The sequence below is a fragment of the Pseudomonas sp. Au-Pse12 genome (genome assembly GCF_021341665.1).
Classification (GTDB): domain Bacteria; phylum Pseudomonadota; class Gammaproteobacteria; order Pseudomonadales; family Pseudomonadaceae; genus Aquipseudomonas.
The window spans coordinates 1-25,610 of sequence record NZ_JAJTTH010000009.1 but is presented as its reverse complement, the minus strand read 5'-3'; the positions used below and the strand labels follow the sequence as shown (position 1 = coordinate 25,610).

Below are 25,610 nucleotides of genomic sequence, written 5' to 3'. Positions count from 1 at the left end.
TGCACCTTTTCCAGCGCCACAAGGAGTCCTGAGCGCATGTCCGTACCCAATTCCAGCCTGTCCCCGCAACAGCAATGGCAGAAAGCCGTGCTGATGTACGCCAAACGCATCAATCGTTATATCGACACCGGAATGCGAGAGGGCTTCAAGGGCTTGCACGAGCCGCGCGTGCCCGACACCGAGCACCTGCTGGCGGACTGGCAAACAGCCCTGGAGGCGAGCAATCAGGGGCCCCATGACGAAGCCACGCGCCAAGCCTTTCGCCAGGACTGGCCACCGGCACACTTCCCGCTGTCGCCGCGCCTGGAAAGCCAGGGGCGGATGATCCCGACCCTCGCCCTGTTGCCGGACGGCAGCCTGCTGGCCCGCATCGGTGCGCCCTACGAGGCCGGCTTTGTGGTGCGTATCGACGATGCACGGATCGAGACCCTGGAGCAGGTGGAATGCTTCGGCGTGTGCCCGCAGCGGCGTTATTTCGCCTGGGGCCGGGCTGACGGCATCCAGCTCACCGATGGCTGGAACGGCCCGCAGGTGGCGAGCTTCCCCTGGCCCGATCCCCACGCGAACCTGCCCGCGGGCGTGGAGCTTGAAGACACCGGACGCCCCGCTCCCACCAGCCTGATTCCCTTCCCTGACGGGCGCCGGGTGCTGCTGGTGAGCGCCGACGGCATCTTCGTCCTGGCTGCCGAGGGCGCCACCCGCCTGCTGCGCAGCCTTGAGGACATCCAGCAGGACCTGGCCGAAGGCGTCGCCACCGAGGACCTGAGCATTGGCCTGAGCATGGAACATGGCGCGGTGTCGCCCGACGGCCAATGGATCGCCGTGGGCGAACAAAGCGGCATGCACCTGGTGTTCGATGCCCAGTTGCAACGGGTAGCGCAGATCGGCCCCGCCAGCGAGTACCCGCACTTCGCGCACTTCAACTCACGCGGCGACCGCCTGCTGCTCAATGCCTGCCACTTCTATGGCGGCGCCAGCCTGGGGGTGGCGGTGGCCGACCTGCCGGGGCTGAGCACCGACTTCTACAGCGACGACCCGCGCACCCCGGTGCTGGAGGAAGGCGCCCGGGTGTATGCCGCGGCTTCACGGGGCGACGAGTTCATCATCGGCGACGCCTACGGCTACCTGCGGGCCTTCAGTGAAACCGGCGAGCAGCGCTGGCAGCACTACATCGGCTCGACCCTCACCGCCATGGACATCAGCCCCGATGGCAAGACCCTGGTGGCCGCGACCTATGCCGGAATCATCGTCAAGATCGCCCTGGAGGGCGGGCGCCCGGACTGGCAGATCGGCACTGGCGAACACCATGAACTGCGGCGCTGGCTGTTCTGGAAGGACTTCGCCAAGCCCCTGCTGTGGTAAGGCGGCGTTAAACCGGCGGACGCGAGAAACTCACCTGCATCTGCAGGTGATCCGCGTCGTCGATTGCCCGCAGGTACTCCTCCACGCTGACCTCACCGGCACTGGACCGGGCGCCCGGTGCCGGTACATGGCCGGCCAGCAGCTTGTGCACCACCGCCACCGCCGCGCAGCTGGGGATCTCCGGGCCGTGGTCGTGGGTCGCGGTCAGCTGGGCGTTCATCGTCAGGGGCTGGCCATCCTGCCCCAGGCCATGGACGTCGACATACAGGGCGCTGAGGCCGTCGCCAAAACCTTCGAACCAGGTGCCGCAGCGATGCAGGCGCGCCGCCCAGGGCGCCGGGTCGCGCACCAGGCCGAGCTTCACGGCCTGAGCCAGCAAGGCGTTGGCCAGCCCGGCGATCTTCAGCCCGGCGCCGGCCTTGAAGCTCAGGGTGTGGGCGCCGTAGCGCTCGGCGAACAGGTCCAGGTCCGGCACATCGACATTGGCCACCAGCCGCGTGCCCAGCCTGGGCAGCCTGCGCAGGGTCAGGCCCTGCCAGCCGATCACCGGCTGTGGCCGGCCATCCTTGAGCTGCAGGATCGGCCGGCCGGCATAGGCCAGCACGCCCTGGATGGTGGACAGGCCGGGCATCTTCGCCGAGGAGGAAATACCGTGCTCGATGCGCTCGATGCGGGAAAAATGCCCACGCTGCTCATCGATGATCGCCGCCGACAGGGTCGGCACCGAGCTGCAACCGCTGAGCACCGTCACCCCGGCGGCCCGGGCCGCCTCATCCAGCGTGCCAATGCCGCGCACGAACTGGCGGCAGTCGGCCAGGTCGCAGTAGTTGACCCCGGCCTCGATGCAGCCCTGGGCCACCGCGTAGGACTGGCCCTGGAACGGCCCTCCGGTGTGGATCACCCAATGCACGTCCAGGGCCTTGAGCGCCGGCGCCCACTGCGGGCCCATGGCATCGCCGCACCAGCCTTCACAGGGCTGCCCACCCTCGGTTTGCAGCGCCTGAACCTTGGCCGCGAGCTTGCGCGGGTCACGCCCGGAAATCAGCAGATGCACCCCGGGCGTACGGATCAGATAGCGACAGACGATGCTGCCGAAATTGCCATAACCACCGACCACCAACACCCTGAGCGTCATTACCTGCATCCTTGAACCAAGCCATTGCGCAGCTGCCAAGCTGCCATTCGAGGCGCGGCAGCTTGGTTGATTTGCCAGCGCTCGACAAGTACCCGAACAACGCCAATCCGCGCCTGAAGCCCCCTCGGCAGGCATCCGTAATATTCAGTTAGAAAAAAAATGCCAATGCCGGTCCGGCATAATGCTATGCAAATTCCTCATCAACTACGGCCTTGCAGCGTGATAGCCTCGTCCTGCTATGTCGGCCTCGCATAACAAACCTGCCGGTTCGCGCAACCGAGCGGGATAAAGACGCCTTGCTACCCACCTTGTTTCATCTTCATCTGCCCAACTAACGTTTCGCTGCGAGCCGCTCTTTCCCCGGCTCGCCAAGGGAACTGATTGCAAAATTTGACTCGACCTCAAGGTCGATCTCTCGATCCTATCTCGGAGCTGTTATGTCCAGGCTTTCCCATCAAGATTTGCGCCGCGGTTTCCGTGAACTGATCGCTTCCAACTCCTGCTACCACACCGCTTCCGTGTTCGACCCGATGTCTGCCCGTATCGCCGCCGACCTGGGTTTCGAAGTGGGCATCCTCGGTGGCTCCGTGGCCTCGCTGCAAGTGCTGGCGGCCCCCGACTTCGCCCTGATCACCCTCAGTGAATTCGCCGAACAGGCCACCCGCATCGGCCGCGTGGCCCAATTGCCGGTGATCGCCGACGCCGACCATGGCTATGGCAACGCGCTGAACGTGATGCGCACCGTGGTTGAACTGGAACGCGCCGGCATTGCCGCGCTGACCATCGAAGACACCCTGCTGCCGGCGCAGTTCGGGCGTAAATCCACCGACCTGATTTCGGTCGCCGAAGGCGTCGGCAAGATCCGCGCCGCCCTCGAAGCCCGGGTCGACCCGGAGCTGGCGATCATCGCCCGGACCAATGCCGGGATCCTCCCGGTGCAGGAAATCATCAGCCGCACCCAGCAATACGAACGTGCCGGCGCCGATGCCATCTGCATGGTCGGCATCCGCGATTTCCAACAGCTGGAACAGATCTCCGAGCACCTGACGGTGCCGCTGATGCTGGTGACCTACGGCAACCCGGCGCTACGCGACGACGCACGCCTGGCCGAACTGGGGGTGAAGATTGCGGTGGACGGGCATGCCGCCTACTTCGCCGCGATCAAGGCCACCTACGACTGCCTGCGCGAGCAGCGGCAGATCTTCACCCAGGCTTCGGACCTGAGCGCCACCGAGCTGGCTCATACCTACACCCAGCCCGAGGACTACATCGTCTGGGCCAAGGAGTTCATGAGCGTCAAGGAGTAACACCGGCGATTGGCCGGGGTGAGGCGCAACGCCTCAACCCTGGGCCGATTTCAGCGCACCTTCCACGCAATCGAGGATCTGCCCGATGGTCCAGGGCTTGCGGATGAAGGCCACTGGACAACGCACCCCGGAACTCTCGGGGGTCTCGAAACCCGACATGACCACGATCGGCAACGACGGCCAGCGCGCACCGCACAGGTTGCTCAGGCTGGCGCCATTGAGCGTGCCAGGCATGCTGATATCGGTCAGCAGCAGGGCCACGTCCGCGGCATGCTCCTGCAGGAAGTCCCAGGCCCGATCGGCACTCTCCATGGCCTGGGTGGCAAACCCTTCGTCCTGCAGAATCTCGCAGAGGAACTCCAGCACCGTCGGCTCATCCTCCACCACCAGGATCAAACAGGAGTGGACGCCGGGGTTGACGGGCGGGGCTGGGTTCATGAGGGTGACACTCCGTGACGGATTGAGGCGGCTACAGACATGAGCGCTGACACGAGTTATGAGCGGCGGCGTGAGGATAAATTCATTTACGCTGCAAGGCCGGCGCTTTTTTAGTACCGGTACGATCCGAACGCGGAAACGGCCGCTTCGTTCTTTCACCCACGGCAGGAACCTCTTCAACCATGCAGTTCGATCCCAAGCGCCTGGCCCAGGCCCGGCATGTGGTGGTATTCAGCGGTGCCGGGGTCTCGGCGGAAAGTGGCATCCCGACCTTTCGCGATGCCCTGACCGGCCTGTGGGAACACTTCGACCCGGCGCGCCTGGCCACCGTGCAAGCCTTTCGCGAAGACCCGGCGCTGGTCTGGGGCTGGTATGAATGGCGGCGCCAGAAAGTGCTTCAGGCCCAGCCCAATCCCGCCCATCGGGCGCTGGCCGAACTGGCGCGACGCGTGCCGCGCCTGACCCTGATCACGCAGAACGTCGACGACCTGCACGAGCGCGCCGGCAGCTCTTCGGTGCTGCACCTGCACGGCAGCCTGCACACGCCGAAATGCTTTGCCTGCAACCGCCCGTTCAAGGGCCAGCTGCCCTTCCCCGACCTGCCGGAATACGGCGCCAGCCTGGAGCCGCCACGCTGCACCGGCTGCAACGGCAAGATCCGCCCCGGCGTGGTGTGGTTCGGCGAACCCTTGCCGCAAACGGTCCTCAAGGCCGCCTTCAGGGCTGCCGAAGCATGCGACCTGCTGCTGTCGGTGGGCACTTCCGGGCTGGTGCAGCCGGCGGCGCAGATCCCCCACCTGGCGCTGCAGCAAGGCGCCTGCGTGGTGCATATCAACCCGCAACCCCAGGCCTGTACGGCGCCCGGGGAATACAACCTGGTGGGCAAGGCCGGGCACTGCCTGCCGGAACTTCTGCGCGAGGCCTTTGCCTGACTTCCTGGCGGCTCAAGCCGAGCCGTCGCTTCTGTTCAAGGACGCTTTCACATGCCGCAATCCCCCGACTCTTCATGGTTCGAAGCCGCCTGGGCACAACGTGAAGAACAACTCTACCCGGCGCTGTTCGGCGACCTGGGCCCGGGTATCTACCCGCTGGACATGGCGCTGTTCAGCAAGGTCTTCGGCCAGACCGCGGTCGACCCGCGCTGGCTCAGCCACGGGGTCTTCGAATCACCTCCCACTGCCACGCGCAGCAGTTGGCTGTACGTCACTTCAGGGCTGTCCAATGCCTGGGAAGATACGCAGCCCGAAGCCGACGGCGAGTCCGGCATGGGCCAGGAACTGCTGCTGGAAACCCGCGAGCAGGCGCCCTGGGCCCTGCGCCTGCTGCGTAAATTCTGCGCCTATCAATTGCTGCTGGCCGCCGGCCGTTTCGGCGAACAGCAACCGCTGGGCGAATGGGACCGCATGCGTACCGGGCCACTCATCGACGGCAGCGACAGCCTGCTGCAGGCATTGCTGTTCATCCCCGCGCCGGCCTTTGCCGGGCCTCATCAGCTGCTCAGCGGACGCTTCGAATTCCTGCAGATCGTCGGCCTGACCCTGGACGAACACGCCTGGGGCCAGAGCGCGGGGTATCCGGCCCTGCAGCAACGCCTGGCCCAAGCCGGAGCCTCGCCGGTGATGGACCCGGCACGGGCCAGCGTCTGCTGAGGCGCGATGAAAAATCGGCACCGCCGCGGCGGATCGTCATTTTTCCCGCCACGGCGGGCCAGCATGAGGTAGATTCAAGCAGCGAATAGATTCGCAACGACGTTTGCTTTCTTGCCCCGCCGCTGGAAACCAAGCCCCGTATCGGTGGCTCTGTTCACTGCCCCGCTATTTTTCGCCACTGGCCGCGCATGGTGCGGTGGCGTCGCTTTCAGGAAATGGATGAATGCCGCAAAGACAAGTGATCAATGCTTCGGTGAGCCCGAAAGGCAGCCTGGAGACCCTCTCGCAACGTGAAGTGCAACAACTCAGCGCCGCCGGTTCCGGCAGCATCTACACGCTGTTCCGCCAGTGCGCCCTGGCGATCCTCAACACCGGCGCCCACGTCGACAATGCCAAGACCATCCTCGACGCCTACCACGATTTCGAAGTGCGCATTCACCAGCAGGATCGCGGCGTGCGCCTGGAACTGCTGAACGCGCCGGCCGATGCCTTCGTCGACGGCGAGATGATCGCCAGCACCCGGGAAATGCTCTTCAGCGCCCTGCGCGACATCGTCTACACCGAGAACGAACTGGACAGCCAGCGCATCGACCTGGAAAGCTCCCAGGGCATCACCGACTACGTCTTCCACCTGCTGCGCAACGCCCGCACCCTGCGCCCCGGCGTCGAGCCGAAGATGGTGGTGTGCTGGGGCGGCCACTCGATCAACACCGAGGAATACAAGTACACCAAGAAGGTCGGCCACGAGCTGGGCCTGCGCAAGCTGGACATCTGCACCGGCTGCGGCCCGGGGGTGATGAAGGGCCCGATGAAGGGCGCCACCATCGCCCACGCCAAGCAGCGCATGAGCGGCGGCCGCTACCTGGGCCTGACCGAGCCTGGGATCATCGCCGCCGAAGCGCCGAACCCGATCGTCAACGAGCTGGTGATCCTGCCGGACATCGAGAAGCGCCTGGAGGCCTTCGTCCGCGTCGGCCACGGCATCATCATCTTCCCGGGGGGCGCCGGCACCGCCGAGGAATTCCTCTACCTGCTGGGCATCCTGATGCACCCGGACAACCGCGACCTGCCGTTCCCGGTGATCCTCACCGGGCCCAAGAGCGCGGCGCCGTACCTGGAGCAGCTCAACGCCTTCGTCCTGGCGACCCTGGGTGAAGCCGCGCAGAAGCACTACCAGATCATCATCGACAACCCGCCGGAAGTGGCGCGGCAGATGACCGAGGGGCTCAAGACCGTCAAGCAGTTCCGCCGCGAACGCAACGACGCCTTCCACTTCAACTGGCTGCTGAAGATCGACGAGAGCCTGCAGCGCCCCTTCGACCCGACCCACGAGAACATGGCCAGCCTGCAACTGAACCATGCCCTGGCCCCCCATGAACTGGCAGCCAACCTGCGCCGCGCGTTCTCCGGCATCGTGGCCGGTAACGTCAAGGACCAGGGCATCCGCCTGATCGAACAGAAGGGCCCGTACAGCATCCACGGCGACCCGGCGATCATGCGGCCGCTGGACCAGTTGCTCAAAGCCTTCGTCGAGCAGCACCGGATGAAGCTGCCAGGCGGCGCGGCCTATGTGCCGTGCTACCGCGTAGTCAGCTAAGCCATATCGCGCAGCCCATCACAAACCACGCCACAGCAACGGGCCCCTCGCGGGGCCCGTTGTCATTCTGCGTAGTACGCCTGCCAGATCAGCGCTGCCAACGGGCCATCAACTGGTTGGACGGCAGGCTTTCATCGAGCACCTTGCGCGCGCACTCGGCCCCCGCCACCGGCAGCCCTGCCGGATCCAGCAGGCCGATCTGCACCAGCACGCTGGCCTGGTCCCAATAGATGTGCTCATGGCACAGCTTGTCGCCGCGAAAGCCCACCACCGCCAGCATCGGGATCTCCACGTACTTGCCGGTGGGCTTGACCCCGGGCAGCATCCAGTCGATTTCCGTGCTGTGGGTGAAACAGAGGATGAATTCGTCCACCACCTGCAACGCGCCGACGGTGCGCGACACCGGGATCATGCGGGTGTCCGGCGGGTTGCCGTGGACGAAATGCTGCTCGTAGAAACGGCTCAGATCAGCGGCGCCGACGCCTCCGGTCAGCGTCGGCACGTGATTGACGTAGGGTTCCTTGACCATGGTCGCCATGGTGGCCGGCACGTCCCGGGTAGCGAATTCGTGGCTGACATGGGCATCCCACAGGGCGCAAAGGTCGAAGTCCGGCCCCAGGGCCTTTTTCAGCGCAGCGATGCTGCGCCCATGAGCCAGGGTTGCCGAAGGCTTGTGGTAATGCTCGCTGCCGATGCGGGCAAAGGCGTGGTCGGCGTCCGGGTAGCTATAGATCTCCACCCCGGGGCGCCCGGCCAGGGCCGCGCCGATGCGCTGGCGGGCCGCAGCGTCACAGTAGACATCCTGTTCGGCAAAATGCAGCACCAGGCGCCCGCGGATATGCGCCGCCTCATCCAGGTATTCATCGATGCCCATGCCGTAGTAACCCACGGCGCAGGCGGCATCGGTCCGGGTGGCGGTGAGGTAGGCCAGCTTGCCGCCCATGCAATAGCCGACGTAGCCCACCGCACTGCCGCTGACCGCCTCCAGCCCGCGCAAGGCCGCGATCGAAGCGGCGATGTCCTGCACCGCGCGGTCCAGGTCCAGGCCGCCGAACAAGCCCAGGGCAACCTGAAAATCCGCAGCGCTGTAACCCAGCTCGACCCCGGGCTGCTGACGCCAGAACAGGTCGGGCACCAGGGCCACATAACCTTCCTCGGCATACAGATCAGCGGTGGCGCGCATATTGCCGTTGATGCCGAAAATCTCCTGGCCAATCACCAGCCCCGGCCCCCGGCCGCTGGCGGGCAAGGCCAGATAGCCGCGGAATACGCCCGCACCGTCAGCGGCGCTGATGTCTATGTAGTGCCCCATCTTATTGTTCTCCTCAAGGCTCGGCTCATCACGGCCGGTGCCTATTAGGAACCCGCTGCAAGCGCTTTGCCTACCCCGCAAATGCAAGCGTTTGTCACCGGAGCACAGCGGATCATTGCCTCCGGAAAGCGGCCTTTCAAAATACTGGAACATAATTCCATTTTCTTGCATGATCTGCGCATCCGCACAGCCAGGCGGCGCTGACGGCCGAAAACCCGATCCGGACGATGCCATCGGATCCGGGGCTTCAGCCATCGATCAGCCGTGCCTGGGAATAACAACATGAACAAAGGCCTGCTCCGTGACCCAAGCCCCCACTCCCCCTCTACCGCCCCTGGATTGTGATTTGCTGGTGATCGGCTCCGGCGCCGCGGGCCTGGCCTGCGCGGTGACCGCCGCCTGGCACGGCCTGAAAGTGATAGTAGTGGAAAAGGATTCCACTTTCGGTGGCGCCAGCGCCTGGTCCGGCGGCTGGATGTGGGTGCCCGGCAACCCCCTGGCCCGCCGCGCCGGCATTCATGAAGACCCGCAGCAACCGCGCACCTACCTCAGGCATGAGCTGGGCGAACGCTATGACGCTGCGCGCGTTGACGCCTTTCTGGATAACGGACCGCAGATGGTGGCCTTCTTCGAGCAGCACACGGCCCTGCAATTCGTCGATGGCAATGGCATCCCGGACATCCACGGCCAGGTGCCCGGCGCCGGGGTCGAGGGCCACCAGGTGATCGCCGCGCCCTATGACGCACGAGCCATCGGCCCGTTGCTGAAACGGCTGCGCAAGACCCTGCGGGAAACCTCGTTCATGGGCATGCCGATCATGGCCGGGGCCGACCTCGGGGCCTTTCTCAGCATGACCCGCTCGTTCAAGTCGCTGCTGCATGTCGCCAAGCGTTTTACCCGCCACCTGCGGGATCTGGCGCTGCACGGCCGGGCCATGCACCTGGTGAACGGCGTGGCGCTGATCGGCCGCCTCGGCAAGTCCGCCGAGGACCTGGGGGTCACGCTGCTGGAATCCGCGCCGGCCCGCTCGCTGTTGCAGGATCAACAGCGGGTGCACGGCGCCCTGGTGGACACGCCCCAGGGCCTGCGGGAAATCCGCGCCCGGCGTGGCGTGGTGCTGGCCGCCGGCGGGTTTGCCAATGACCCGGCTCGGCGCCAGACCCTGTTTCCTCGGGCACCAGGGCCGGACGAACACCTGGCCCTGCCGCCACCGAGCTGCTCTGGCGATGGCATCCGCCTCGGCGAAGCCGTCGGCGCGGTCCTTTCCACGGACCTCGCCAGCCCGGCGGCCTGGGCCCCGGTGTCACGGGTGCGGCACGCCGACGGCAGCGTCGGGCACTTTCCCCACATCATCGACCGGGCCAAGCCCGGGCTGATCGGCGTGCTGGCCAACGGCAAGCGTTTCGTCAACGAGGCCGACGGCTACTACGACTACACCGCCGCCATGGTCGAGAAGGTGCCGGCCGGTGAGGAAGTGGCTTCCTGGCTGATCTGCGACCATCGCTTCCAGCGCCGCTACGGCCTGGGGTATGCCCGCCCCTTCCCGTTGCCCGTGGGCCCGCTGGTGCGCAGCGGCTACCTGCAACGGGCCGACTCCATCCAGGCCCTGGCCAACCAATGCGGCATCGACCCACAAGCGTTGATGGCCACGGTGCAGCAGTTCAACCAGCACGCCCGCCACGGCCAGGACCCCGAGTTCGGCCGCGGCTCGACGCCCTACAACCGCAAGCAGGGCGACGCCCTGTACCCCGGCCCCAACCCTTGCGTGGCGCCCATCGAACAGGGGCCGTTCTACGCGGTGAAGGTGCTGCCCGGCAGCTTCGGCACCTTTGCCGGGCTCAAGACCAATGCCCAGGCCCAGGTGCTGGATCTGGCCGGCGCGGCGATTCCCGGGCTGTATGCGGCGGGCACCGACATGGCCAGCGTGATGGGCGGGTTCTACCCCTCCGGCGGCATCAACCTGGGCCCGGCCATGACCTTCGGCTACATCGCCGGGCGCCATGCCGCCGGGGTCGATGCCTATGAAGCCGTGCTGCCTCCCGCCACCGTGGCCAATCCACGCTGAACCGCCTCAGGGCGACCCGCTGCCAGCGGGGTCCTCGCCCGCCACGGGGGCCTGCAACTGGCTTTCGATCTGTCGGCCGAGGTAATACACCCCGGCCATGATCCCGTGCTCGGGGTCATGCAGTTGCCTGGACCAGGCCTGGTCGAATGCCGCCCCCAGGTCCCGCCGGGTCTGGGCCTGCAGCCCCTCCCGGTCATGGTCCTGAACCAGTGCCCGGACCCCGGCCACCCCCACCGAGATCAACGCACCAGCCACCCGCCCCACCGCCGCCGCGACCGCGCCAGCGACACCGCGGGCGGCGAACTGGGCCTGGAGTTTATCGCTGGTCACCTGCGCCACCTGGGACACCCCCGGGGCCGGCGCCCCCTGCTCGGTGGCCGGCGCTCCACGAATCCGCTGCAACAACGGTCCATAGGCGGGCAAGCGGGCGATAGGCTCGACTCGCACCAACTGGGTCAACGAGGCCCGCTGTTCGGCGGCCGGCCCCAGATCGATGGCCAGGACCTGCCCCAGGTGCTGGTCCAGCTGCGACGCCGGCAGTGGGTAACGGCTGCTGATCTGCGCCAGTTGCTGGCGCAGCAACTGCACATAGAACTCCATGGCCTCGCCGGTGATCGCGTCGGCATCGATCTCCCGCGCCACCGGCGCCAGCACCCGTTCCTGGTACTGCTCCTGCAGGTAGGCGGCCAGGCGCCTGGAGGATTGCCCGGCATCGCCCCGATCGTTCAGCGAATACCAGCCCACCTTCAGCGACAGCCACTCCTGGGTCCAGTAGCCGCTGAACCAGGGAATGAACTGCTCGTCGGTCTGCTGGTAGACCCGGGTGCGCCAGTGCTCCATGGAGCCCTGGGCGTAGACCTCGGCCTGGGCGGTAGCGCGACGGGAAGCGTCGAGCAGCTCGTTGTTGACCTGACGCCAGGTGGCCGGGCTGACCGGGGCCGGTGCTTCGGCTTCGGGGGCCCGGTGGGCGCAGCCGGCGAGCGCCAGCAGCAGCGCCAGCAGCCAATGGCGAGAGCAGAGCATCGATCGCCGCAAGGCCAGTTCCTCCCGCAATAGCCGCGCCAGCGCCCGACAGAGCACCATGGCGTTCCAGCAGTATAGGTAGCGCCGCCACGGCGGCTGCGAGCAGCAACCCTCACCCCCGCACCGTAGTGCTGTTCACTTAAGCGGCCGAACGAGCGGGGGGGCTTGTTGTAGTGACAAGGCCTGTTGTGGCGAGGGAGCTTGCTCCCGCTCGGCCGCGTAGCGGTCGTAAATCCTGCCGGCGCGGTTTATCAGGCTCACCGCGTAGACGCGACCGGGGGCGCTGCGCACCCCAGCGGGAGCAAGCTCCCTCGCCACAGGGTAATGCTGTGCACTTGAAGAATGCCTCTTTTGGGGTGGCAGCGAAGCCCAGGAAAAACGGCGCTTGCTCATCTTGAGGAAGCGCCGTTTTTTGTTAAGTGAACAGCATTACACTCCGCACCGGGCTTTTCCTGCCTTGCGAAGAAACACTGCCCGCCCCCGTTCACCCCCGGTATATTGCCCCCCGGCGCTCACGCCACGGACTTGCCCCCCTCCAAGGAACCCTCATGCTCTACCGCATCGCCGCCGACAGCCTGGTGCTGTTTCACCTGTCCTTTATCGTCTTCGTGCTGCTGGGCGGCCTGCTGGTGCTGCGCCACCCACGGCTGATGCTGCTGCACCTGCCGGCCGCGGCCTGGGGCGTGGCGGTGGAAGTGCTGCACCTGGAATGCCCGCTGACCCGCTGGGAAAACCTGCTGCGCCACGCCGCCGGCCAGGATGGCTACGGTGCCGGGTTCATCGAGCACTACCTGATTCCGCTGATCTACCCCGCCGGCCTGACCCCGGGCATCCAGCTGTGGCTGGGCAGCCTGGTGCTGCTGATCAACCTTTCGGTCTACGCCTATCTGGGCCAGCGCTGGGCTCGCCGCCGCCACGCTTGAACCCACCCTGCCGGCGGCAACGGCGCAGCGCTGGCCTCCGCACACTCCCGGCCCCCGGCCAAAAACCGCTGCCACGCCGCTGGAGCCGGCATCAGGCATTTCGCTATATACTTTTGTATATTTCGATTTCGCCCCCCTGAGATTTGCCCATGCCGCGCCCCTCCTCCATCACGCTTTCCCTGCCCCCGCAGGCGCTCGAGGCCGACTCGGCAGCGCCCCGGACAGATCCGCCAGCCCGCCAGGAACGTCGCTCACGCTTGCGTCACCGGCAACTGATCCTCGACGCCGCCCGCAACGAATTTGCCGCCAAGGGCTTCAGCGCCTGCCAGACCCTGGACATTGCGCAGCGCGCCGGGGTGCCCAAGGCCAACTTGTATTACTACTTCCACACCAAGGAAAATCTCTACGCCGAAGTCCTGCAACCGCTGCTGGAGCCCTTGCATCAGGCGTCGCAAGTGCTGCACGAGGACGCCGACCCGGCACCGGCGCTGTCGGCCTACATCGAGGCGCGGATACAGATCGTCGCGGATTTCCCGCTGCGCTCGAAGATTCTCTGCAGTGAATTACTGCACGGCGCGCAGCACTTGCCGGCGGCCTGGCGTGCCCACCTGGAGGCGCAGAATCGCAGTGAAATGGCCTGTTTGCGCAGTTGGGCGGCGCGCGGCCTGATCCGGGCCATCACCCCGGAACACCTGCTGCTGTTCCTTGGCGCGGCGACCCAGACCTACCCCACCCTCGGCTGGCAGATCGCCCTGATGAGCGGCGTTGCCCAACCTTCGAGCCGGGACTTGCAGAACGTCGCCAGAACCCTGACTCGCATGGTCCTGGCCGGCGCGGTACCGGCCTTGGCGAACAACCCGGCCCAGGCCCTGGCGATCTAGCTGGGGTCGGCCTCGTCCAGTCGCTCGCAAGCCTGGGCCAGGGCCTGCCAGGTCGGCTCGTCGGCGGGTATCAGGTGCTCGATGCGCAACGAGGCCACGGTGATGTCCTGGGGCATGCCGAAAGTGGTGAAGGTGGAAAGAAAACGCAGCTCGCCCTGCGGCCCGCGGACCCGGGTCAGCAGCAACGGCGTGGCCAGGTCCGGGGCAGCTGCCGCTTCCCCCGGCCATGGCAGGCTCGCCAGCAAGGTCGCGAGCCCCGGGTCCACCGCAGCCTCCCGCGCGGCCCGCTGCCAGGCCACCTGACGGATCTCCTCGGCGTTGACCAGGCAGTCGCCGAAACCGCCGGGCGCCAACAGCGTCGTCAACAGGTTGAAACCCTGCTCAAGCGCCTGCAACGGCAACCCCAATAGCTGAAACAGGGCGCTGGTTGCGTGGTTGGCCGCCCGTACCTGCCAGTGGCTGTCGATGACAATAGCCGGTGCCGGGTTGTTGGCCTTGAGCAGGTGCATCAGGGCCATGCGCACCGGTTCCAACCCCGGGTCGTTCAACGCCAGGGCGGCGTAGCGCGGTGCATAGCCGGCGGCGAGAAACACCCGGTTGCGGGTTTGCAGCGGGGTGTCCAGGGTGCTCAACACGCTGTGCAGCAGTTCGGGGCTGGGTTGCGCGCGACCGGTCTCGACACAGCTCAGGTGCCGTTGCGACATGCCGGCCTGCAAGGCCAGTTCCAGCTGGCTCAAGCGCGCCTGCTGGCGCAACTGGCGCAGCAACTGTCCCACGGACAGCGAGTCGACGGCGCTAGGTGCATGGGCTTCGAACATGCTTCGGGTCATCCTCTACAGGGCGCTCGGCGCCGGCCTGGGTAATCAGCGCACAGGCTTGAAATAGATCAGTTCGGGGTCGCCCGGATCCAGGTTCTCCACCACCCCGCTGGGCTGGAAACCGGCCTTGGCAATCAGCGCCCGGGCCGCCTGGTTGGAACGGTTGGTGGAGATGAACAGCTTGCCCGTCCGGCAGGCCTGCTGCGCGGCCGCCAGCAGCCGCAGGGCCACGCCCCGACGCTGCTGATCAGGCGCTACCACCACCAGCGAGACAAACCCCTGATCGAAGAAATCATGGCTGAGCAGCAGGTAGCCCAGCACGCGGGCGGACTCCACTTCGACCCAGCACTGGCGCTGTTCAACCGCGCGCTGCAGCGCCTGGCCACGCTCTGGGTGGGCACTGGCATAGGCATCGAAGCCAAGCATCGCCGGCACATCTTCGGGTCGGGCTTCGCGGATCAACCGCGGCGCGCTCGGGTCGGGTGCCTGTTGGCTCATCACTGCTCGCTCCTTGAAGGTGATTGTCATGCCAGGCGCAGCTGACAGGACCGGCCGCCCTGCTGTCTATGACCTGTGAGGTCATTGAGTGGCGACGGGAGTGCCACTTAGCCTGTTTGCCTGCCGTTGTTCAAGGAATTTCACCGTGAGAAAACCACTCTGGCTGCTCTGCCTGGCGCTGTTCGCCGGGCATGAACTGGATGCCGTGGCCCAGTCCGAATGGCGCTTGCTGTATGGCTTGCGCCACCTCGATCCGGCGCTCGGGCAGGCGCTGTTCATCGCCCTGCACGTCCCCCTGGCTGCCGCGTTGATCTGGCTCACCGGGCATTCGCGCCCCGCCGTGCGCCGCAACAGCCAGCGGCTGCTGGCCGGGTTCACCGTGGTCCACGCCGGGCTGCACTTCAATCTGCGCGAGCATCCGCTGTATCTGTTCGATTCGCCGTTGTCCCAGACGCTGATCTTCGCCTGCGGCGCCGCCGGGCTGCTCTACCTGATAGCCGACCTGGGCCGGCAGGCCGCCTCCCCACACACTGACTGATCGAGGACTTCAACATGCACCGCCCCTACCCAGCGCTGCTGGCCCTGCTGGCCTTCAGCGGCTACACCCTGTTCACCCTGCTCCAGGCCGAGCAGTCCCTGCTGCAATTCGGCCTGCAACTGCTGTCGCGGCCCGACACTGCGCAAGTGGTGATCGACCTGTACCTGATGGCGTTGCTGGCCTCGGCCTGGATGCTCGACGACGCCCGCCGCCGAGGGCGCCCAGCACGCTCGGTGCTGCCCTACCTGCTGCTCACCGCCGTGTTCGTTTCTATCGGGCCGCTGCTGTACATCGTGGTCCAAGGTTGGCGGCGTGCCTCGCCGCTGCCGGTGGAGAGCCATCGACAGCATGACGGTGCATAAAGGGGCCCATGATTCATGGACAGCCGCCGAGGAAAAGTCCGCAGCCCGAACCCGCTCTCCAACAGCGCCAGCGCACGACTGCGCGGCAAGGCCGGGCGACCTGGTGTAGGGCTCCGCAGGGCCCAGCCTGGTGCCCTGCGGTTTTCCAAGGGAGAGACGGCCTTTGAGGCGTGGCGAACATGCACTTTCCAGAGCAACAACCCCGTTGAAAACCATTGACTCAAGTCATGAACAAAGTTCACTAAAACAGACAGGATCCGGTGCTTTTTTTGCTCTATTTCTATATTACCCACACTCACATCCCGCTCTAACAATCATCCAAACATAATTTTCAGAAACGACCTTGCGCGGTTGATTTTATGTGCTAGAAATATGTGCTTCCATCACTTACCGCAACTGAGAAAGGCTGACCACTAGTTGTAAACCCGCGATCTTCAATGAATGAATTTCGCTCTTATCAAGCAATGAATGAGTGTTTTCGCTCACCCACCGCCATGCTCATGGCTGAACATTTCAAACAAGGATGTTGTATGAAAATTGTAGGACTTTCAGGAATTCTTCCTTCGCGAATCGTTACTAACCAGGATGTTCTCGACCTGGTTGAAGAACACTCGAAAAACACCTTTCAGGATGACTTGCCAAAAACCCTGAAGACCATAGGAAAACTGCTTGATAAAAGCGGCATCGAAACCCGGCATTGGTTGGCTGCCGGAGAAAAGCCGATGGACTTGATGGTGGCGGCCTTTGACTCAGCCTTGGCCCAGGCCAATATCAACAAGGCCGACCTGGACTTGTTGATTTACCCCAACGTCACCCGGGGCTTCATTGAACCGGCCAACAGCACCTTCATGGCCAAGGCCCTGGGCCTGAACTGCAGGAATTTCGACGTGGTCGACGCCTGCAACGGCTGGGTGACCGCGATGGACGTGATCAACAGCAAGATGGAAGCCGGAGAGATACGCTACGCGGCCATCATCAACATGGAGTTCGGCATGTCTGACGGCGGGCCGGTGATGCCGAAGAACTTCTCTTTACAGTCTCCGTCGGAACTGGCTTACAAGTTCCCAAGTTTTACCATCGGTGAAGCGGCAACGGTCACCATCCTCAGTAATGAATCACCTGGAAACTTCAAGTTCTCTTATATCAACAGGCCTGACCTGAGCGATTTGTCCACTATTTCCCTGCCGGACTGGAAGCTGTTCTGCAATGAAGAAGATACGCCTCGCATTGCCCCAACAGGCGGCCAGTATCAATTCAACTCCTACGCTGCCGCCCTGCATGAAGATGGTCGTAACGAAGCCATAAAAGTGTTCAACATGCATCAGGTCAGCAGCGCGGATATCCATAAAGTATTCATTCATACCGGCTCACCCAAAATGTGGGAACACATTGGTGAACTGATCGGCATTGATCACAAGTTGCATCACGTCGGGCATAAAACGGGCAATATCATTACGGCCTCCATTCCTTATGGAATCTACGATGCCATCAGCCGGGGCAACGCGGAAAAAGACCAGTTCTGCATGGGCTGGGCGGGAAGTGGTGGGATGGTTTTCTCTGCCCTGTCATTCAGGCTGTAAGGCGCCACCGCAAGCCCCCTCATAGGGCGATGACGCTGCTGAACGGCCGTTTCCCGACCCCTGATTAGTTCTCCGGAAACTGCCCGATCAACGTGCCGCACCCTGCGGCACGTTGAACATTCCCCCCGCCAGGCGCCCCTCTCAGATCAGGCGCTGGATCTGCTTGTGGCGCCAGACCCGTTTGAAATAGCAGACCTGCAGCACCAGCATGCTCAGGTACGCCACCGGGAAGGCCATCCACACCCCTTGCAGGCCGAAGTGCGCATCCAGCAGATAAGCCGCCGGCACTTGCACCCCGAGGATGCAGAAGATCGAGATTGCCACCGGCACCAACACCGTGCCGCTGGCGCGCATGATGCCGCCCACCACCGCCTGGAAACCGAACACCAAAATGCTCCAGAGCATGATGTGCAACAGATGTTCAGCTTGCGCCAGGGCTGCCGGGTCGATGATGAACAGCCCCAGCAGCCAGTGGGAAATCAGGTAGCCGAGCAGCACCAGCGCGCCGGTCAGGCACAGGTTGATCAGCAGCCCGGTGCGCAGGATCGGGGTGATCCGTTCCAGGCGCCCGGCGCCAATGGCCTGGGCGCCGAGGATCGACGCGGTAATGGCGATCGACAGCGCCGGGAACTGCACATAGTTGACGATCTGGGTCACTGCGCCATAGGCCGCCGTGGCCTGGGAACCGTGGCGGTTGACCAGGGCCAGGATCACCAGCTCGGAGAGCGAGATCACCACCATCTGCACCCCGGTGGGCAGGCCGATGCGCAGCACTTTGCCGAGGATCGCCCGGTCCAGCCGCATGGCCGCGAACAGCGCCCGGTCAGGCGCCAGCGGGTGCGCCCGGCCACTCAGGCGCCAGACCAGAAAGCCCATGGCCAGGATATTGCCCGCCAGTCCGGCAAAGGCCGCGCTCTGGATGCCCATGGGCGGCAAGCCCAGCCAGCCACGGATCAACGCCGGGGTCAGCAGCAGCCCCGCCAGGGTCGAGACAATCAGCGCCAGCAACGGCGACAGGGTATCGCTGACGCCACGCAGCAGCTGGGTATAGAGCACGAACACCAGCAGCAACGGCATGATCAGCATCATCACCCGGGCATAACCCACCGCCTCGTCCAGCACATCCACGGGCGTGCCCAGGCCCTGCAGGGCCGGCCGGGAGAAGAGCATGCCCAGCACCGCGCCCAGCAGGCCGATCAACGCGCCCAGCAGCAAGGTACTGCCGGCCACCGACTTGACCGCATGCAGTTCCCTGGCGCCCCAGGCCTGGCCGATCAGCACCGAGGCACCAGCCCCCAGGCCGATCACCAGGGCGATGAAGAAGAACACAATGGGGAACATCCCCGACACCGCGGCCAGTGCCTGGGTGCCCAGCAACTGGCCGATGTAGATACCGTTGAGGGTGCCGGAAAATGACTGCAGAAAGTTCGACAGCACCATGGGCAGCAGAAAGACCAGGTACACCTGCCAGAGTGGGCGCTGAGCGGGAATGGACATGGAACAGGCAACCTCGGATCAAGACGACAAAGGGCGCGAAGAACCCCCGCAGCGCGGCGCTCGCGTCGGTCATGGACAGTGCTACGAAGAAGGCCGCGCGGGGTATTCCGGCAGTGCGGCGGCCTGAGGTTTATATCAGCGGTTGACGTCGACTACCACCCGCCCGCGCACCTTGCCCTCAAGCAGCTCGGGGGCCACGGCCAACGCTTCTTGCAGGCTTACCTCGCGCGTGATCTGCTGCAACTGCTGCAGGTCGACCTCAGCGGCCAGGCGCTCCCAGGCATGTACCCGCTCATGGTAGGGACGGGTCACGCTGTTGATCCCCAACAGGCTCACCCCACGCAGGATGAAGGGCGCCACCGAGCCTGGGAAATCCATGCCCTGGGCCAGCCCGCAGGCGGCCACCAGGCCATCGGCGGCGGTGCCGGCACAGACGTTGGCCAGGGTATGGCTACCCACGGAATCGATGGCCGCGGCCCAGCGTTCCCTGGCCAGCGGGCGCCCTGGCTGGGACAGTTCGGCACGCTCGATGATGCGGCTGGCGCCCAGGCCCTTGAGGTAATCGGCCTCTTCCGGGCGGCCGGTGGCGGCGATCACCGAATAGCCCAGTTTCGCCAACAGGCTGATAGCGAAACTGCCGACACCGCCGCTGGCGCCTGTCACCAGAACCTCGCCATGCTCCGGGCTCAACCCGTTCCGCTCTAGAGCCATCAGGCACAGCATGGCGGTGTAGCCGGCGGTGCCGATGGCCATGGCCTGGCGCGCGCTGAAGGCTTCAGGCAAGTGGATCAGCCAGTCGCCCTGCAACCGGGCCCTCTGCGCCAGCCCACCCCAATGGCTTTCACCCACGCCCCAGCCATTGAGCAGCACCTGCTCACCGGGGCGAAAACGCGGATGGCTGCTAGCTTCGACGGTACCCGCCAGATCGATCCCGGGGACCATGGGAAACTGTCGCACCACCGGGCTCTTGCCGGTGATCGCCAGGCCGTCCTTGTAGTTCAGGGTGCTGTAGGCCACCCGCACCGAGACATCACCCTCGGGCAGTTGCGCCTGGTCCAACTCGGTCAGCCGGGCGCGATAACCGGTGGTGTCTTTGTCGATCAGAATGGCCTTGAACATCTTCAGCTCCTGTGGAGAACGATGGTCGATTATTGAGCGCTGGAGGCTGCTGTCAGTAAGTCCAGCACCCCGGGAAACGGGCGCATACATTGTATTGCCGGTCCAGTTGCGTCATGCGCAACAGGTGCTGGTCCAGTTGTTCAAGTTCGATATTGCGCCGTGTCCGGTAGTAGTAGCGGGTCAACCGCTCCTGCAGTGCTTGCAGGTCGCCACGCGCCTGCCGGGTGGTCGGTTGGGTCCAGTCTTCCAGCTGCCGGTCGCTGGCCATGCTGAAACCGCGCCAATAGGTGTCCTTGAACTGGGCCAATAGCTGTGCGGAGGTCCCTTGGGTGTCCAGGGCATAGCGTTCGAGGTTGTCTCTGTATTGCGTCCAGTAGGCCTCAGGCAGGACCGTTATACCCAACGCCTGACGCCGCTCGGCGATTTGCGCCTGCACCGACGGTCTGGCGGCTTGAGGCACGCGCTGGGCGCTTGCATTGAGCTTTGTCGCAAGCTCCAGGGTGTTGCCCACCAGGCGCTCGATAAGAACTCGACGCTGAGGCGTTTCCGGCAGTGGCTTGGGAAAAATCGGGTTGCTACCGGTACAAGCCTGCAAGTTGCCTTCCGGCATCGACATCGGGAAACGCAGGTCCTTGCCATCGATTCGCTTGATGCGTTCGAGCAGCATCGAGCAGCCGCCGGATTCGCTGTTGAAGCGCAGCTCATACTCCGCTCCCGGCTGGGGAGTCAGGTTCACCCCGATGCCACAGAGTCCCGAGGGCGCATTACTGTTGACTCTGAGCAGCGCCTCCTTGCCTGGCTTGAGCTTGATTTCAAGGTAGCCGCGAGCATCAGCCGGTGGCGCCACACTCATGCCAACCCGGCGCCCGGAGTCCACCATCAGGAAGTTGTTGAGCACGCCCGTGGTCTGGCCAAAGCAGTGTTCGGCATCGAAGTAGTCAAGGGTGACATTCGAGGCGTTGGCGACAAAGCGCAGTTTGGCCGCATCCGCTTGTGTGGCATCGGGGTACGTCCCGCTGACACTGCAGGCACTGAGCAACTGGCAGGAAAGCGCGGCGATCAACAGCGTCCGTAGGGCGCTGAGACGACAAATCGACATGGTTCTTCCTTGAAGGGCAAATACGCCAAGCCGAGCATGCTACTCATCCCCTGAAAAAACGTCTATCGACTAACCACAGCTGACGAGCACGCCCATGCGCTGGCTCAGGGCACCTGAGGTGGCCGGGCCGGCGCGGCGTACCACTGCTCTTGCGGCACACTCTTTTGCTGCTGCGGGTCGGCCAGGTAGTGCGGCGACATGATCTGCACGCCGTACTCGTTGAACACATCCTGGATATGCCCGTGCAGCACGCTGAGCAGTAGCGCCCGCGGCCGGGGCTCGCTGGGCAGGGCCTGGGCCACCAGGCGGTACTCGGGGTAGAAATCCGACAGTGCAGTCTGGAATACCTGCGGCACCGGCTCTGCCAGAACGCCCTCGGTGCGCCGCGCGGCCTCCAGCAGCATGGCCTCGACCTGGCGCCAGGGCGTGTCGTAGCCGATGGTCACGGTGGTGTCCACCACGTAGCCCTCCCCCTGCACGGCGCGGGAATAGTTCTTGGTCACCGAACTGGTGATCAGCGAGTTGGGTAGAGTCAGCACTTCGCCCAGGCCGGTACGGATGCGTGTGGTGAACATCCCCAGCTCAGTCACCGTGCCCTCGTAATCGCCGATGCGCACGAACTCCCCCGGGCGCAAGGTGCGGGTGTAAGTCAGGATCAGCCCGGCGGCCGCCTGCCCAACCACGCTGGACGCCCCCAGGGAAATCATCAAGCCGATCAGCACCGAAAGGCCCTTGAAGGCATCGGTGCCGGCCCCCGGCAAATAGGGGTAGGCCATGGCCAGAGCGAACAGCCAGATCGCCAGGGACGTCAGGCGTGTGGTCGGTTGCAGGGTTTCCGGGTTCAGCCAGCTGAAGGTGCCCGGCATGGCCATGCGCTTGAGCAGCCGGCGGCTGAAGACGCTGGCGCCACGGGCAATGAAAAAGATCGCCAGGGCCACTCCCAGCCCAGGTATGGCGCCGATCATGCCTTGCAGCAGGTAACCGGCCAATTCCAGCAGATAGTGGTTGAGGCTTTCGCCCCAGGGCCGGGTGTAGGGAAAACGCGACAACACAAAACCCAGCCACTGGTAGGTGAACAAGGCCACCAGCGCCCAGCGCAACAGGCCGAACACACGGCTCACCAGTGGGTACAGGTAGTGGGCGTCGATCACCGGGGTCTGGCCGACTTTCAGCGCCTGGGTATGCCGGCGCATCAACCCCGGCAGGCGCCCGAGTAACTTGCGCCGCAGCCAGCCCAGCCCCCCGAGCAATGCGACATACAGCAAAGTGGCCAGGGCAGATGCCCCCAGCGCCAACAACAGCGCATGCAGGTCACGGCCTTCCTGGGTTTCGGCAATCACCTGGCGCAGGTTGCTCGCCGCCGCTTCGGCGGCCTGCAGCATCGACTCGAATTGCACCGGGTCGATGTCCTTGGGCGAGAGGATGAAGGCGCGCTTGTCGCCCAGCAGCACCAGGTAGCTTTGCTGGATCGTATCGATGCGCACATTGAGGTCGCGGTCCTCGTCCAGCGCCTCGCTGATCACCGCCCGGGCACGCTTGACCCGTTGTTCGGGGCTCTCGCCCAGCAGCATCGCTCGCAGGACCACCACACTGCGGTTGGCCACCTTGAGCTCGGCGGCCACCGGCGCCGGAGCCGCAGCCTCGTCGGCGGCCCAGGCTGCGCCGGCACACCACAGCACCCAGCCACCCAACAGCATCGCCAACGTCCTGCCTGTCATCTAGTGCCCCCTCAACGTTATCCCTGCGCCCCACACTCGCACCTCGCAGCGTAGCCCAGCGCGTGCGGCCTGCCAGAACGGCCCCGCCACGTGTTGCGGGCGTGGCAGCCCCCTGCCCTGCGGCGTTACCATTGCCCGCCGTTACCCCTCACCGAATGGATTCCCGACCGTGTCCCACCTCCTGGAAAAAGCTGCCGCACGTGGCGATCTCATGGCACTCAACCGCCTGCTGGACGCTGGCGCGGACCTTGAATGGCAGCACAAGAGCACCGGGCGCACGGCCCTGCTGGCCGCCACTATCGCCGGCCACTCGGCCGCCGTGGCACTGCTGCTGGAGCGCCGCGCGAATGTGCTGCAGCCGTGCAAGGCCCTGGGCTACAGCCCGCTGGCCTGGGCCGCGAGCAATGGCGACCTGGCCTGTGCCGAGCTGCTGGTTGCCCATGGCGCCGCACTCGAACAAGCCTCCCCCGACCTGCGACGCACGGCCCTGATGAACGCCGCCCAGGCCGGCCACGAGGCGATGGTGGCCTTGCTGCTGAACGCCGGCGCCGATCCCCGGCCGCTGGACTTTCAGCAGCGCAACGCCTGGTCCCTGGCCCAAGAGAAGTCCCATGCCCAGGTCATGCAACTGCTCGAACAGGCCGGCGCTGGAGCGCCACCGGCCTCCACGCCCGCCCCTCACCTGGCCTGGCCGGAGCCGCCGGAGGGTGGCGACTGCAGTGGCGACCCGGTCACCCAGGTGCGCGCCTATACCCTGGCCGTGGCCGCCTGGGAACAACGCGGCAACGCCGCGGGCCACGAGGCGCTCGATGCCGGCTTCTGGGCCGAACCGCAACAGCTCATCGAACTGTTCTGCACCCAGCGCCCACGAGCCTATCCGCGCGCGTCCTACGGTTTTCCCACGACCTATTCAACAGCCGATGAACTGCTCGGCTGCGAACGGCTCAAGCCCGCCCAGGCTGAAGTGCTGATGCGCGACCCGGCCGCTCGGGCGCTGTGCTACGAGCACCGCTTCCTGCTCAAGCGGGTCGCCGGGCAATGGCGGATCGACAGCGTCAAACGCCGCCTGGCCGGCACCCAGAAATGGGCAAGCGCCATCCTCTAACGCACCCGAACGGACCGCCGTTCCCCCATCAGGACCCTCACCCATGAAATACGACGATGCCTCCTGGCACTACGGCGGCGACTTCCCCGCGGACCTGCCAGCCAGCGCCGGCGCCACCCATATCGGCCTGTTCCTGGCCTGGATGCTGATCAACGGTTTTGCCAGTGAAGAGCTGATGGACGACGCCGCAGAAGACATCAACCAGGTGTGCTCCCGCGCCCTCGATGGCCGGGCATTCCTGTTGCAGGTACTGGATGAAAAACTCAGCGAAGAGGACTTCAACGACGAAGGCAACGCCTTTGCCCTGGCCTACTACCAGGGCCAGGACAACAGCCGCTTTTCCTGCGACTACGAACAGACCCTGGCCCCGGAACCCGACACCGTCTACCGGGTGGAAAACAGCTGGCACACCTATGACCGGCTGGCCGCGGTGTTGGACCAGCGGCTGGCGACCTGGCGCGCCACGGGCCGACCGCAGTACATCGACTGAGCACAGGGGGCCAGGCTCGTGGTTGGCGAATATTGCCTCGCCCGTGGTTAAATGCCGCCCCGAAAAATGACCGGCCCTGCTGATGACACCTCTCGCCCTTGCCACCCTCAACCAGCACTTGCTGACCGCCCTGGCCGCCGCGCCCACCGAGACCCGGCGCCTGTTCCATGGCCGCGGCCGCTGCTGGCCGGGGCTGGAGCAACTGACCGTGGACTGGTTGCAGGGCGTGCTGCTGGTGTCGCTGTTCAAAGAGCCCGAGGCCGGGCAACTGGCCGCCTTGCAGCAACTGCTGACCGACCTGGGCTCGACCCCGCAATGGGCCGCCAGCGGCGCCCGCAGCTTGATGCTGCAACACCGCTACCTGCCCGACAGCCGTGGCGAATGGCTGCTGGGCGAAGCGATTGACAGCTGCACCATCACCGAGGAAGACCTGCGCTACCAGGTGGACCTGGGCAGCAAGCAGAACAACGGGCTGTTTCTCGACATGCGCTATGGGCGCAACTGGGTGCGGGCCAACGCCCAGGGCAAGAACGTCCTGAACCTGTTTGCCTACACCTGCGGCTTTTCCGTGGCGGCGATTGCCGGTGGTGCCGAGCGGGTGGTGAACCTCGACATGTCCCGAGCGGCCTTGAGCCGTGGGCGCGACAACCATCGGCTCAACGGCCATGACACTGGCCGGGTGAGTTTCCTCGGGCATGACCTGTTCAAGTCCTGGAGCAAGGTCAAGCAAGGGGGGCCCTATGACCTGGTGATCATTGACCCGCCGTCGTTCCAGAAAGGCAGTTTTGTCCTCGGCAAGGACTATGCGCGGGTGCTGCGGCGCTTGCCGGAATTGCTGACGGCCAATGGCTGTGTATTGGCGTGCATGAATGACCCGGCGTTTAGCGTGGATTTTCTTTTGGAAGGGGTGACGCAGGAGGCGCCGGGGTTGCGATTTGAACAGCGGTTGGAGAATCCGCCGGAGTTTCCGGATGCGGATGAGCAGTGTGGGTTGAAGGCTTTGGTGTTTCGGCAGGGGGATTAGGGTTGGGTTGGGTTGGGTTGGGTGAATATCCGTTGCTGCGGCCACGGCCACTTACGGTTTCGCCCTTACG

At 65.0% G+C, this 25,610-nt stretch carries 24 protein-coding genes; 14 read left to right on the top strand and 10 right to left on the bottom strand.

The window, feature by feature from the left end; translation table 11 throughout:
• Positions 1-36: 36 nt before the first annotated feature.
• Positions 37-1,362 (top strand): hypothetical protein, encoded by a 1,326-nt coding sequence (locus tag LXM55_RS23450; protein WP_233322548.1) that lies wholly within the window; start codon positions 37-39, stop codon positions 1,360-1,362.
• A 7-nt stretch (positions 1,363-1,369) separates the two neighbouring features.
• On the opposite strand, the gene LXM55_RS23445 is transcribed toward LXM55_RS23450, so the two are convergent.
• Positions 1,370-2,497: a saccharopine dehydrogenase family protein gene (locus tag LXM55_RS23445; RefSeq protein ID WP_233322547.1), complete on the bottom strand. Its 1,128-nt coding sequence runs from the start codon at positions 2,495-2,497 to the stop codon at positions 1,370-1,372.
• A 437-nt stretch (positions 2,498-2,934) separates the two neighbouring features.
• Here LXM55_RS23445 and LXM55_RS23440 point away from each other — a divergent pair, with 437 nt between their 5' ends.
• Positions 2,935-3,804 carry an isocitrate lyase/PEP mutase family protein gene (locus LXM55_RS23440; protein ID WP_233322546.1) on the top strand — a complete coding sequence of 290 codons (870 nt, stop codon included), beginning with the start codon at positions 2,935-2,937 and terminating at the stop codon, positions 3,802-3,804.
• A 33-nt stretch (positions 3,805-3,837) separates the two neighbouring features.
• Here the strand turns inward: LXM55_RS23440 and LXM55_RS23435 are convergent, their stop codons facing one another.
• A complete protein-coding gene (locus tag LXM55_RS23435) occupies positions 3,838-4,242 on the bottom strand; it encodes a response regulator (protein WP_233322545.1) in 405 nt (134 codons plus the stop codon).
• Positions 4,243-4,424: 182 nt separating this feature from the next.
• Between LXM55_RS23435 and LXM55_RS23430 the strand changes: the two genes are divergently transcribed.
• From LXM55_RS23430 to ppnN, 3 genes are all read left to right on the top strand, one after another.
• Positions 4,425-5,174, top strand: a complete 750-nt coding sequence (locus LXM55_RS23430) for an SIR2 family NAD-dependent protein deacylase (RefSeq protein ID WP_233322544.1) — start codon at positions 4,425-4,427, stop codon at positions 5,172-5,174.
• A gap of 51 nt (positions 5,175-5,225) precedes the next feature.
• The gene (locus tag LXM55_RS23425) at positions 5,226-5,891 is read left to right on the top strand and encodes a suppressor of fused domain protein (RefSeq protein ID WP_233322543.1); all 666 of its coding nucleotides are present in this window, start codon (positions 5,226-5,228) and stop codon (positions 5,889-5,891) included.
• Between the two features lie 223 nt (positions 5,892-6,114).
• Positions 6,115-7,488 carry a nucleotide 5'-monophosphate nucleosidase PpnN gene (ppnN, locus tag LXM55_RS23420; protein WP_233322542.1) on the top strand — a complete coding sequence of 458 codons (1,374 nt, stop codon included), beginning with the start codon at positions 6,115-6,117 and terminating at the stop codon, positions 7,486-7,488.
• 88 nt (positions 7,489-7,576) lie between these two features.
• Here ppnN and LXM55_RS23415 read toward each other — a convergent pair whose 3' ends face one another.
• Positions 7,577-8,800 carry a dienelactone hydrolase family protein gene (locus LXM55_RS23415; RefSeq protein ID WP_233322541.1) on the bottom strand — a complete coding sequence of 408 codons (1,224 nt, stop codon included), beginning with the start codon at positions 8,798-8,800 and terminating at the stop codon, positions 7,577-7,579.
• Between the two features lie 301 nt (positions 8,801-9,101).
• Here LXM55_RS23415 and LXM55_RS23410 point away from each other — a divergent pair, with 301 nt between their 5' ends.
• The gene (locus LXM55_RS23410) at positions 9,102-10,865 is read left to right on the top strand and encodes an FAD-dependent oxidoreductase (RefSeq protein WP_233322540.1); all 1,764 of its coding nucleotides are present in this window, start codon (positions 9,102-9,104) and stop codon (positions 10,863-10,865) included.
• Between the two features lie 6 nt (positions 10,866-10,871).
• Here the strand turns inward: LXM55_RS23410 and LXM55_RS23405 are convergent, their stop codons facing one another.
• Positions 10,872-11,888, bottom strand: a complete 1,017-nt coding sequence (locus tag LXM55_RS23405) for a hypothetical protein (RefSeq protein WP_233322539.1) — start codon at positions 11,886-11,888, stop codon at positions 10,872-10,874.
• A 548-nt stretch (positions 11,889-12,436) separates the two neighbouring features.
• On the opposite strand from LXM55_RS23405, the gene LXM55_RS23400 reads away from it, so the two are divergent.
• Both LXM55_RS23400 and LXM55_RS23395 read left to right on the top strand, forming a co-directional pair.
• Positions 12,437-12,811: a DUF2784 domain-containing protein gene (locus LXM55_RS23400; protein WP_233322538.1), complete on the top strand. Its 375-nt coding sequence runs from the start codon at positions 12,437-12,439 to the stop codon at positions 12,809-12,811.
• 149 nt (positions 12,812-12,960) lie between these two features.
• Positions 12,961-13,692 (top strand): TetR/AcrR family transcriptional regulator, encoded by a 732-nt coding sequence (locus LXM55_RS23395; RefSeq protein ID WP_233322537.1) that lies wholly within the window; start codon positions 12,961-12,963, stop codon positions 13,690-13,692.
• On the opposite strand, the gene LXM55_RS23390 is transcribed toward LXM55_RS23395, so the two are convergent.
• Together LXM55_RS23390 and LXM55_RS23385 are read right to left on the bottom strand one after the other, a co-directional pair.
• Complete coding sequence (locus LXM55_RS23390; RefSeq protein WP_233322536.1) at positions 13,689-14,510, bottom strand: helix-turn-helix domain-containing protein; 822 nt, start codon at positions 14,508-14,510, stop codon at positions 13,689-13,691. The two genes, LXM55_RS23395 and LXM55_RS23390, sit on opposite strands and share 4 nt — an antisense overlap.
• A 45-nt stretch (positions 14,511-14,555) precedes the next feature.
• Complete coding sequence (locus tag LXM55_RS23385; RefSeq protein WP_233322535.1) at positions 14,556-15,008, bottom strand: GNAT family N-acetyltransferase; 453 nt, start codon at positions 15,006-15,008, stop codon at positions 14,556-14,558.
• 145 nt (positions 15,009-15,153) lie between these two features.
• Between LXM55_RS23385 and LXM55_RS23380 the strand changes: the two genes are divergently transcribed.
• The 3 genes from LXM55_RS23380 (at position 15,154) to LXM55_RS23370 (ending at position 17,488) form a co-directional block, all read left to right on the top strand.
• Entirely contained in the window at positions 15,154-15,546 is a 393-nt protein-coding gene (locus tag LXM55_RS23380) for a DUF6713 family protein (RefSeq protein ID WP_233322534.1), read from the top strand.
• A gap of 14 nt (positions 15,547-15,560) precedes the next feature.
• On the top strand, positions 15,561-15,908 hold the full coding sequence (locus LXM55_RS23375; protein ID WP_233322533.1) for a DUF2834 domain-containing protein: 348 nt from the start codon (positions 15,561-15,563) through the stop codon (positions 15,906-15,908).
• Between the two features lie 530 nt (positions 15,909-16,438).
• Entirely contained in the window at positions 16,439-17,488 is a 1,050-nt protein-coding gene (locus tag LXM55_RS23370; protein WP_233322532.1) for a 3-oxoacyl-[acyl-carrier-protein] synthase III C-terminal domain-containing protein, read from the top strand.
• A gap of 141 nt (positions 17,489-17,629) precedes the next feature.
• On the opposite strand, the gene LXM55_RS23365 is transcribed toward LXM55_RS23370, so the two are convergent.
• From LXM55_RS23365 to LXM55_RS23350, 4 genes are all read right to left on the bottom strand, one after another.
• Positions 17,630-18,985 carry an MATE family efflux transporter gene (locus tag LXM55_RS23365; RefSeq protein WP_233322531.1) on the bottom strand — a complete coding sequence of 452 codons (1,356 nt, stop codon included), beginning with the start codon at positions 18,983-18,985 and terminating at the stop codon, positions 17,630-17,632.
• A gap of 135 nt (positions 18,986-19,120) precedes the next feature.
• Positions 19,121-20,104, bottom strand: coding sequence for an acrylyl-CoA reductase (NADPH) (gene acuI / locus LXM55_RS23360; protein WP_233322530.1), 984 nt, complete (start codon positions 20,102-20,104; stop codon positions 19,121-19,123).
• 52 nt (positions 20,105-20,156) lie between these two features.
• A complete protein-coding gene (locus LXM55_RS23355) occupies positions 20,157-21,203 on the bottom strand; it encodes a hypothetical protein (protein WP_233322529.1) in 1,047 nt (348 codons plus the stop codon).
• Positions 21,204-21,307: 104 nt separating this feature from the next.
• The gene (locus LXM55_RS23350; RefSeq protein WP_233322528.1) at positions 21,308-22,921 is read right to left on the bottom strand and encodes a mechanosensitive ion channel family protein; all 1,614 of its coding nucleotides are present in this window, start codon (positions 22,919-22,921) and stop codon (positions 21,308-21,310) included.
• 169 nt (positions 22,922-23,090) lie between these two features.
• Between LXM55_RS23350 and LXM55_RS23345 the strand changes: the two genes are divergently transcribed.
• The 3 genes from LXM55_RS23345 (at position 23,091) to LXM55_RS23335 (ending at position 25,540) form a co-directional block, all read left to right on the top strand.
• Complete coding sequence (locus LXM55_RS23345) at positions 23,091-24,026, top strand: ankyrin repeat domain-containing protein (RefSeq protein WP_233322527.1); 936 nt, start codon at positions 23,091-23,093, stop codon at positions 24,024-24,026.
• A 43-nt stretch (positions 24,027-24,069) separates the two neighbouring features.
• Complete coding sequence (locus tag LXM55_RS23340; protein ID WP_233322526.1) at positions 24,070-24,516, top strand: DUF7832 domain-containing protein; 447 nt, start codon at positions 24,070-24,072, stop codon at positions 24,514-24,516.
• Positions 24,517-24,598: 82 nt separating this feature from the next.
• Positions 24,599-25,540: a class I SAM-dependent methyltransferase gene (locus LXM55_RS23335; protein WP_233322525.1), complete on the top strand. Its 942-nt coding sequence runs from the start codon at positions 24,599-24,601 to the stop codon at positions 25,538-25,540.
• Positions 25,541-25,610 lie beyond the last annotated feature (70 nt).

Excerpts from the sequence above, each read along its gene's own strand:
- LXM55_RS23450 (WP_233322548.1), top strand. The coding sequence starts at position 37 with ATGTCCGTACCCAATTCCAGCCTGTCCCCGCAACAGCAATGGCAGAAA.
- LXM55_RS23445 (WP_233322547.1), bottom strand. The coding sequence starts at position 2,497 with ATGACGCTCAGGGTGTTGGTGGTCGGTGGTTATGGCAATTTCGGCAGC.
- LXM55_RS23440 (WP_233322546.1), top strand. The coding sequence starts at position 2,935 with ATGTCCAGGCTTTCCCATCAAGATTTGCGCCGCGGTTTCCGTGAACTG.
- LXM55_RS23435 (WP_233322545.1), bottom strand. The coding sequence starts at position 4,242 with ATGAACCCAGCCCCGCCCGTCAACCCCGGCGTCCACTCCTGTTTGATC.
- LXM55_RS23430 (WP_233322544.1), top strand. The coding sequence starts at position 4,425 with ATGCAGTTCGATCCCAAGCGCCTGGCCCAGGCCCGGCATGTGGTGGTA.
- LXM55_RS23425 (WP_233322543.1), top strand. The coding sequence starts at position 5,226 with ATGCCGCAATCCCCCGACTCTTCATGGTTCGAAGCCGCCTGGGCACAA.
- ppnN (WP_233322542.1), top strand. The coding sequence starts at position 6,115 with ATGCCGCAAAGACAAGTGATCAATGCTTCGGTGAGCCCGAAAGGCAGC.
- LXM55_RS23415 (WP_233322541.1), bottom strand. The coding sequence starts at position 8,800 with ATGGGGCACTACATAGACATCAGCGCCGCTGACGGTGCGGGCGTATTC.
- LXM55_RS23405 (WP_233322539.1), bottom strand. The coding sequence starts at position 11,888 with ATGCTCTGCTCTCGCCATTGGCTGCTGGCGCTGCTGCTGGCGCTCGCC.
- LXM55_RS23400 (WP_233322538.1), top strand. The coding sequence starts at position 12,437 with ATGCTCTACCGCATCGCCGCCGACAGCCTGGTGCTGTTTCACCTGTCC.
- LXM55_RS23395 (WP_233322537.1), top strand. The coding sequence starts at position 12,961 with ATGCCGCGCCCCTCCTCCATCACGCTTTCCCTGCCCCCGCAGGCGCTC.
- LXM55_RS23390 (WP_233322536.1), bottom strand. The coding sequence starts at position 14,510 with ATGTTCGAAGCCCATGCACCTAGCGCCGTCGACTCGCTGTCCGTGGGA.
- LXM55_RS23385 (WP_233322535.1), bottom strand. The coding sequence starts at position 15,008 with ATGAGCCAACAGGCACCCGACCCGAGCGCGCCGCGGTTGATCCGCGAA.
- LXM55_RS23375 (WP_233322533.1), top strand. The coding sequence starts at position 15,561 with ATGCACCGCCCCTACCCAGCGCTGCTGGCCCTGCTGGCCTTCAGCGGC.
- LXM55_RS23370 (WP_233322532.1), top strand. The coding sequence starts at position 16,439 with ATGAAAATTGTAGGACTTTCAGGAATTCTTCCTTCGCGAATCGTTACT.
- LXM55_RS23365 (WP_233322531.1), bottom strand. The coding sequence starts at position 18,985 with ATGTCCATTCCCGCTCAGCGCCCACTCTGGCAGGTGTACCTGGTCTTT.
- acuI (WP_233322530.1), bottom strand. The coding sequence starts at position 20,104 with ATGTTCAAGGCCATTCTGATCGACAAAGACACCACCGGTTATCGCGCC.
- LXM55_RS23355 (WP_233322529.1), bottom strand. The coding sequence starts at position 21,203 with ATGTCGATTTGTCGTCTCAGCGCCCTACGGACGCTGTTGATCGCCGCG.
- LXM55_RS23350 (WP_233322528.1), bottom strand. The coding sequence starts at position 22,921 with ATGACAGGCAGGACGTTGGCGATGCTGTTGGGTGGCTGGGTGCTGTGG.
- LXM55_RS23340 (WP_233322526.1), top strand. The coding sequence starts at position 24,070 with ATGAAATACGACGATGCCTCCTGGCACTACGGCGGCGACTTCCCCGCG.
- LXM55_RS23335 (WP_233322525.1), top strand. The coding sequence starts at position 24,599 with ATGACACCTCTCGCCCTTGCCACCCTCAACCAGCACTTGCTGACCGCC.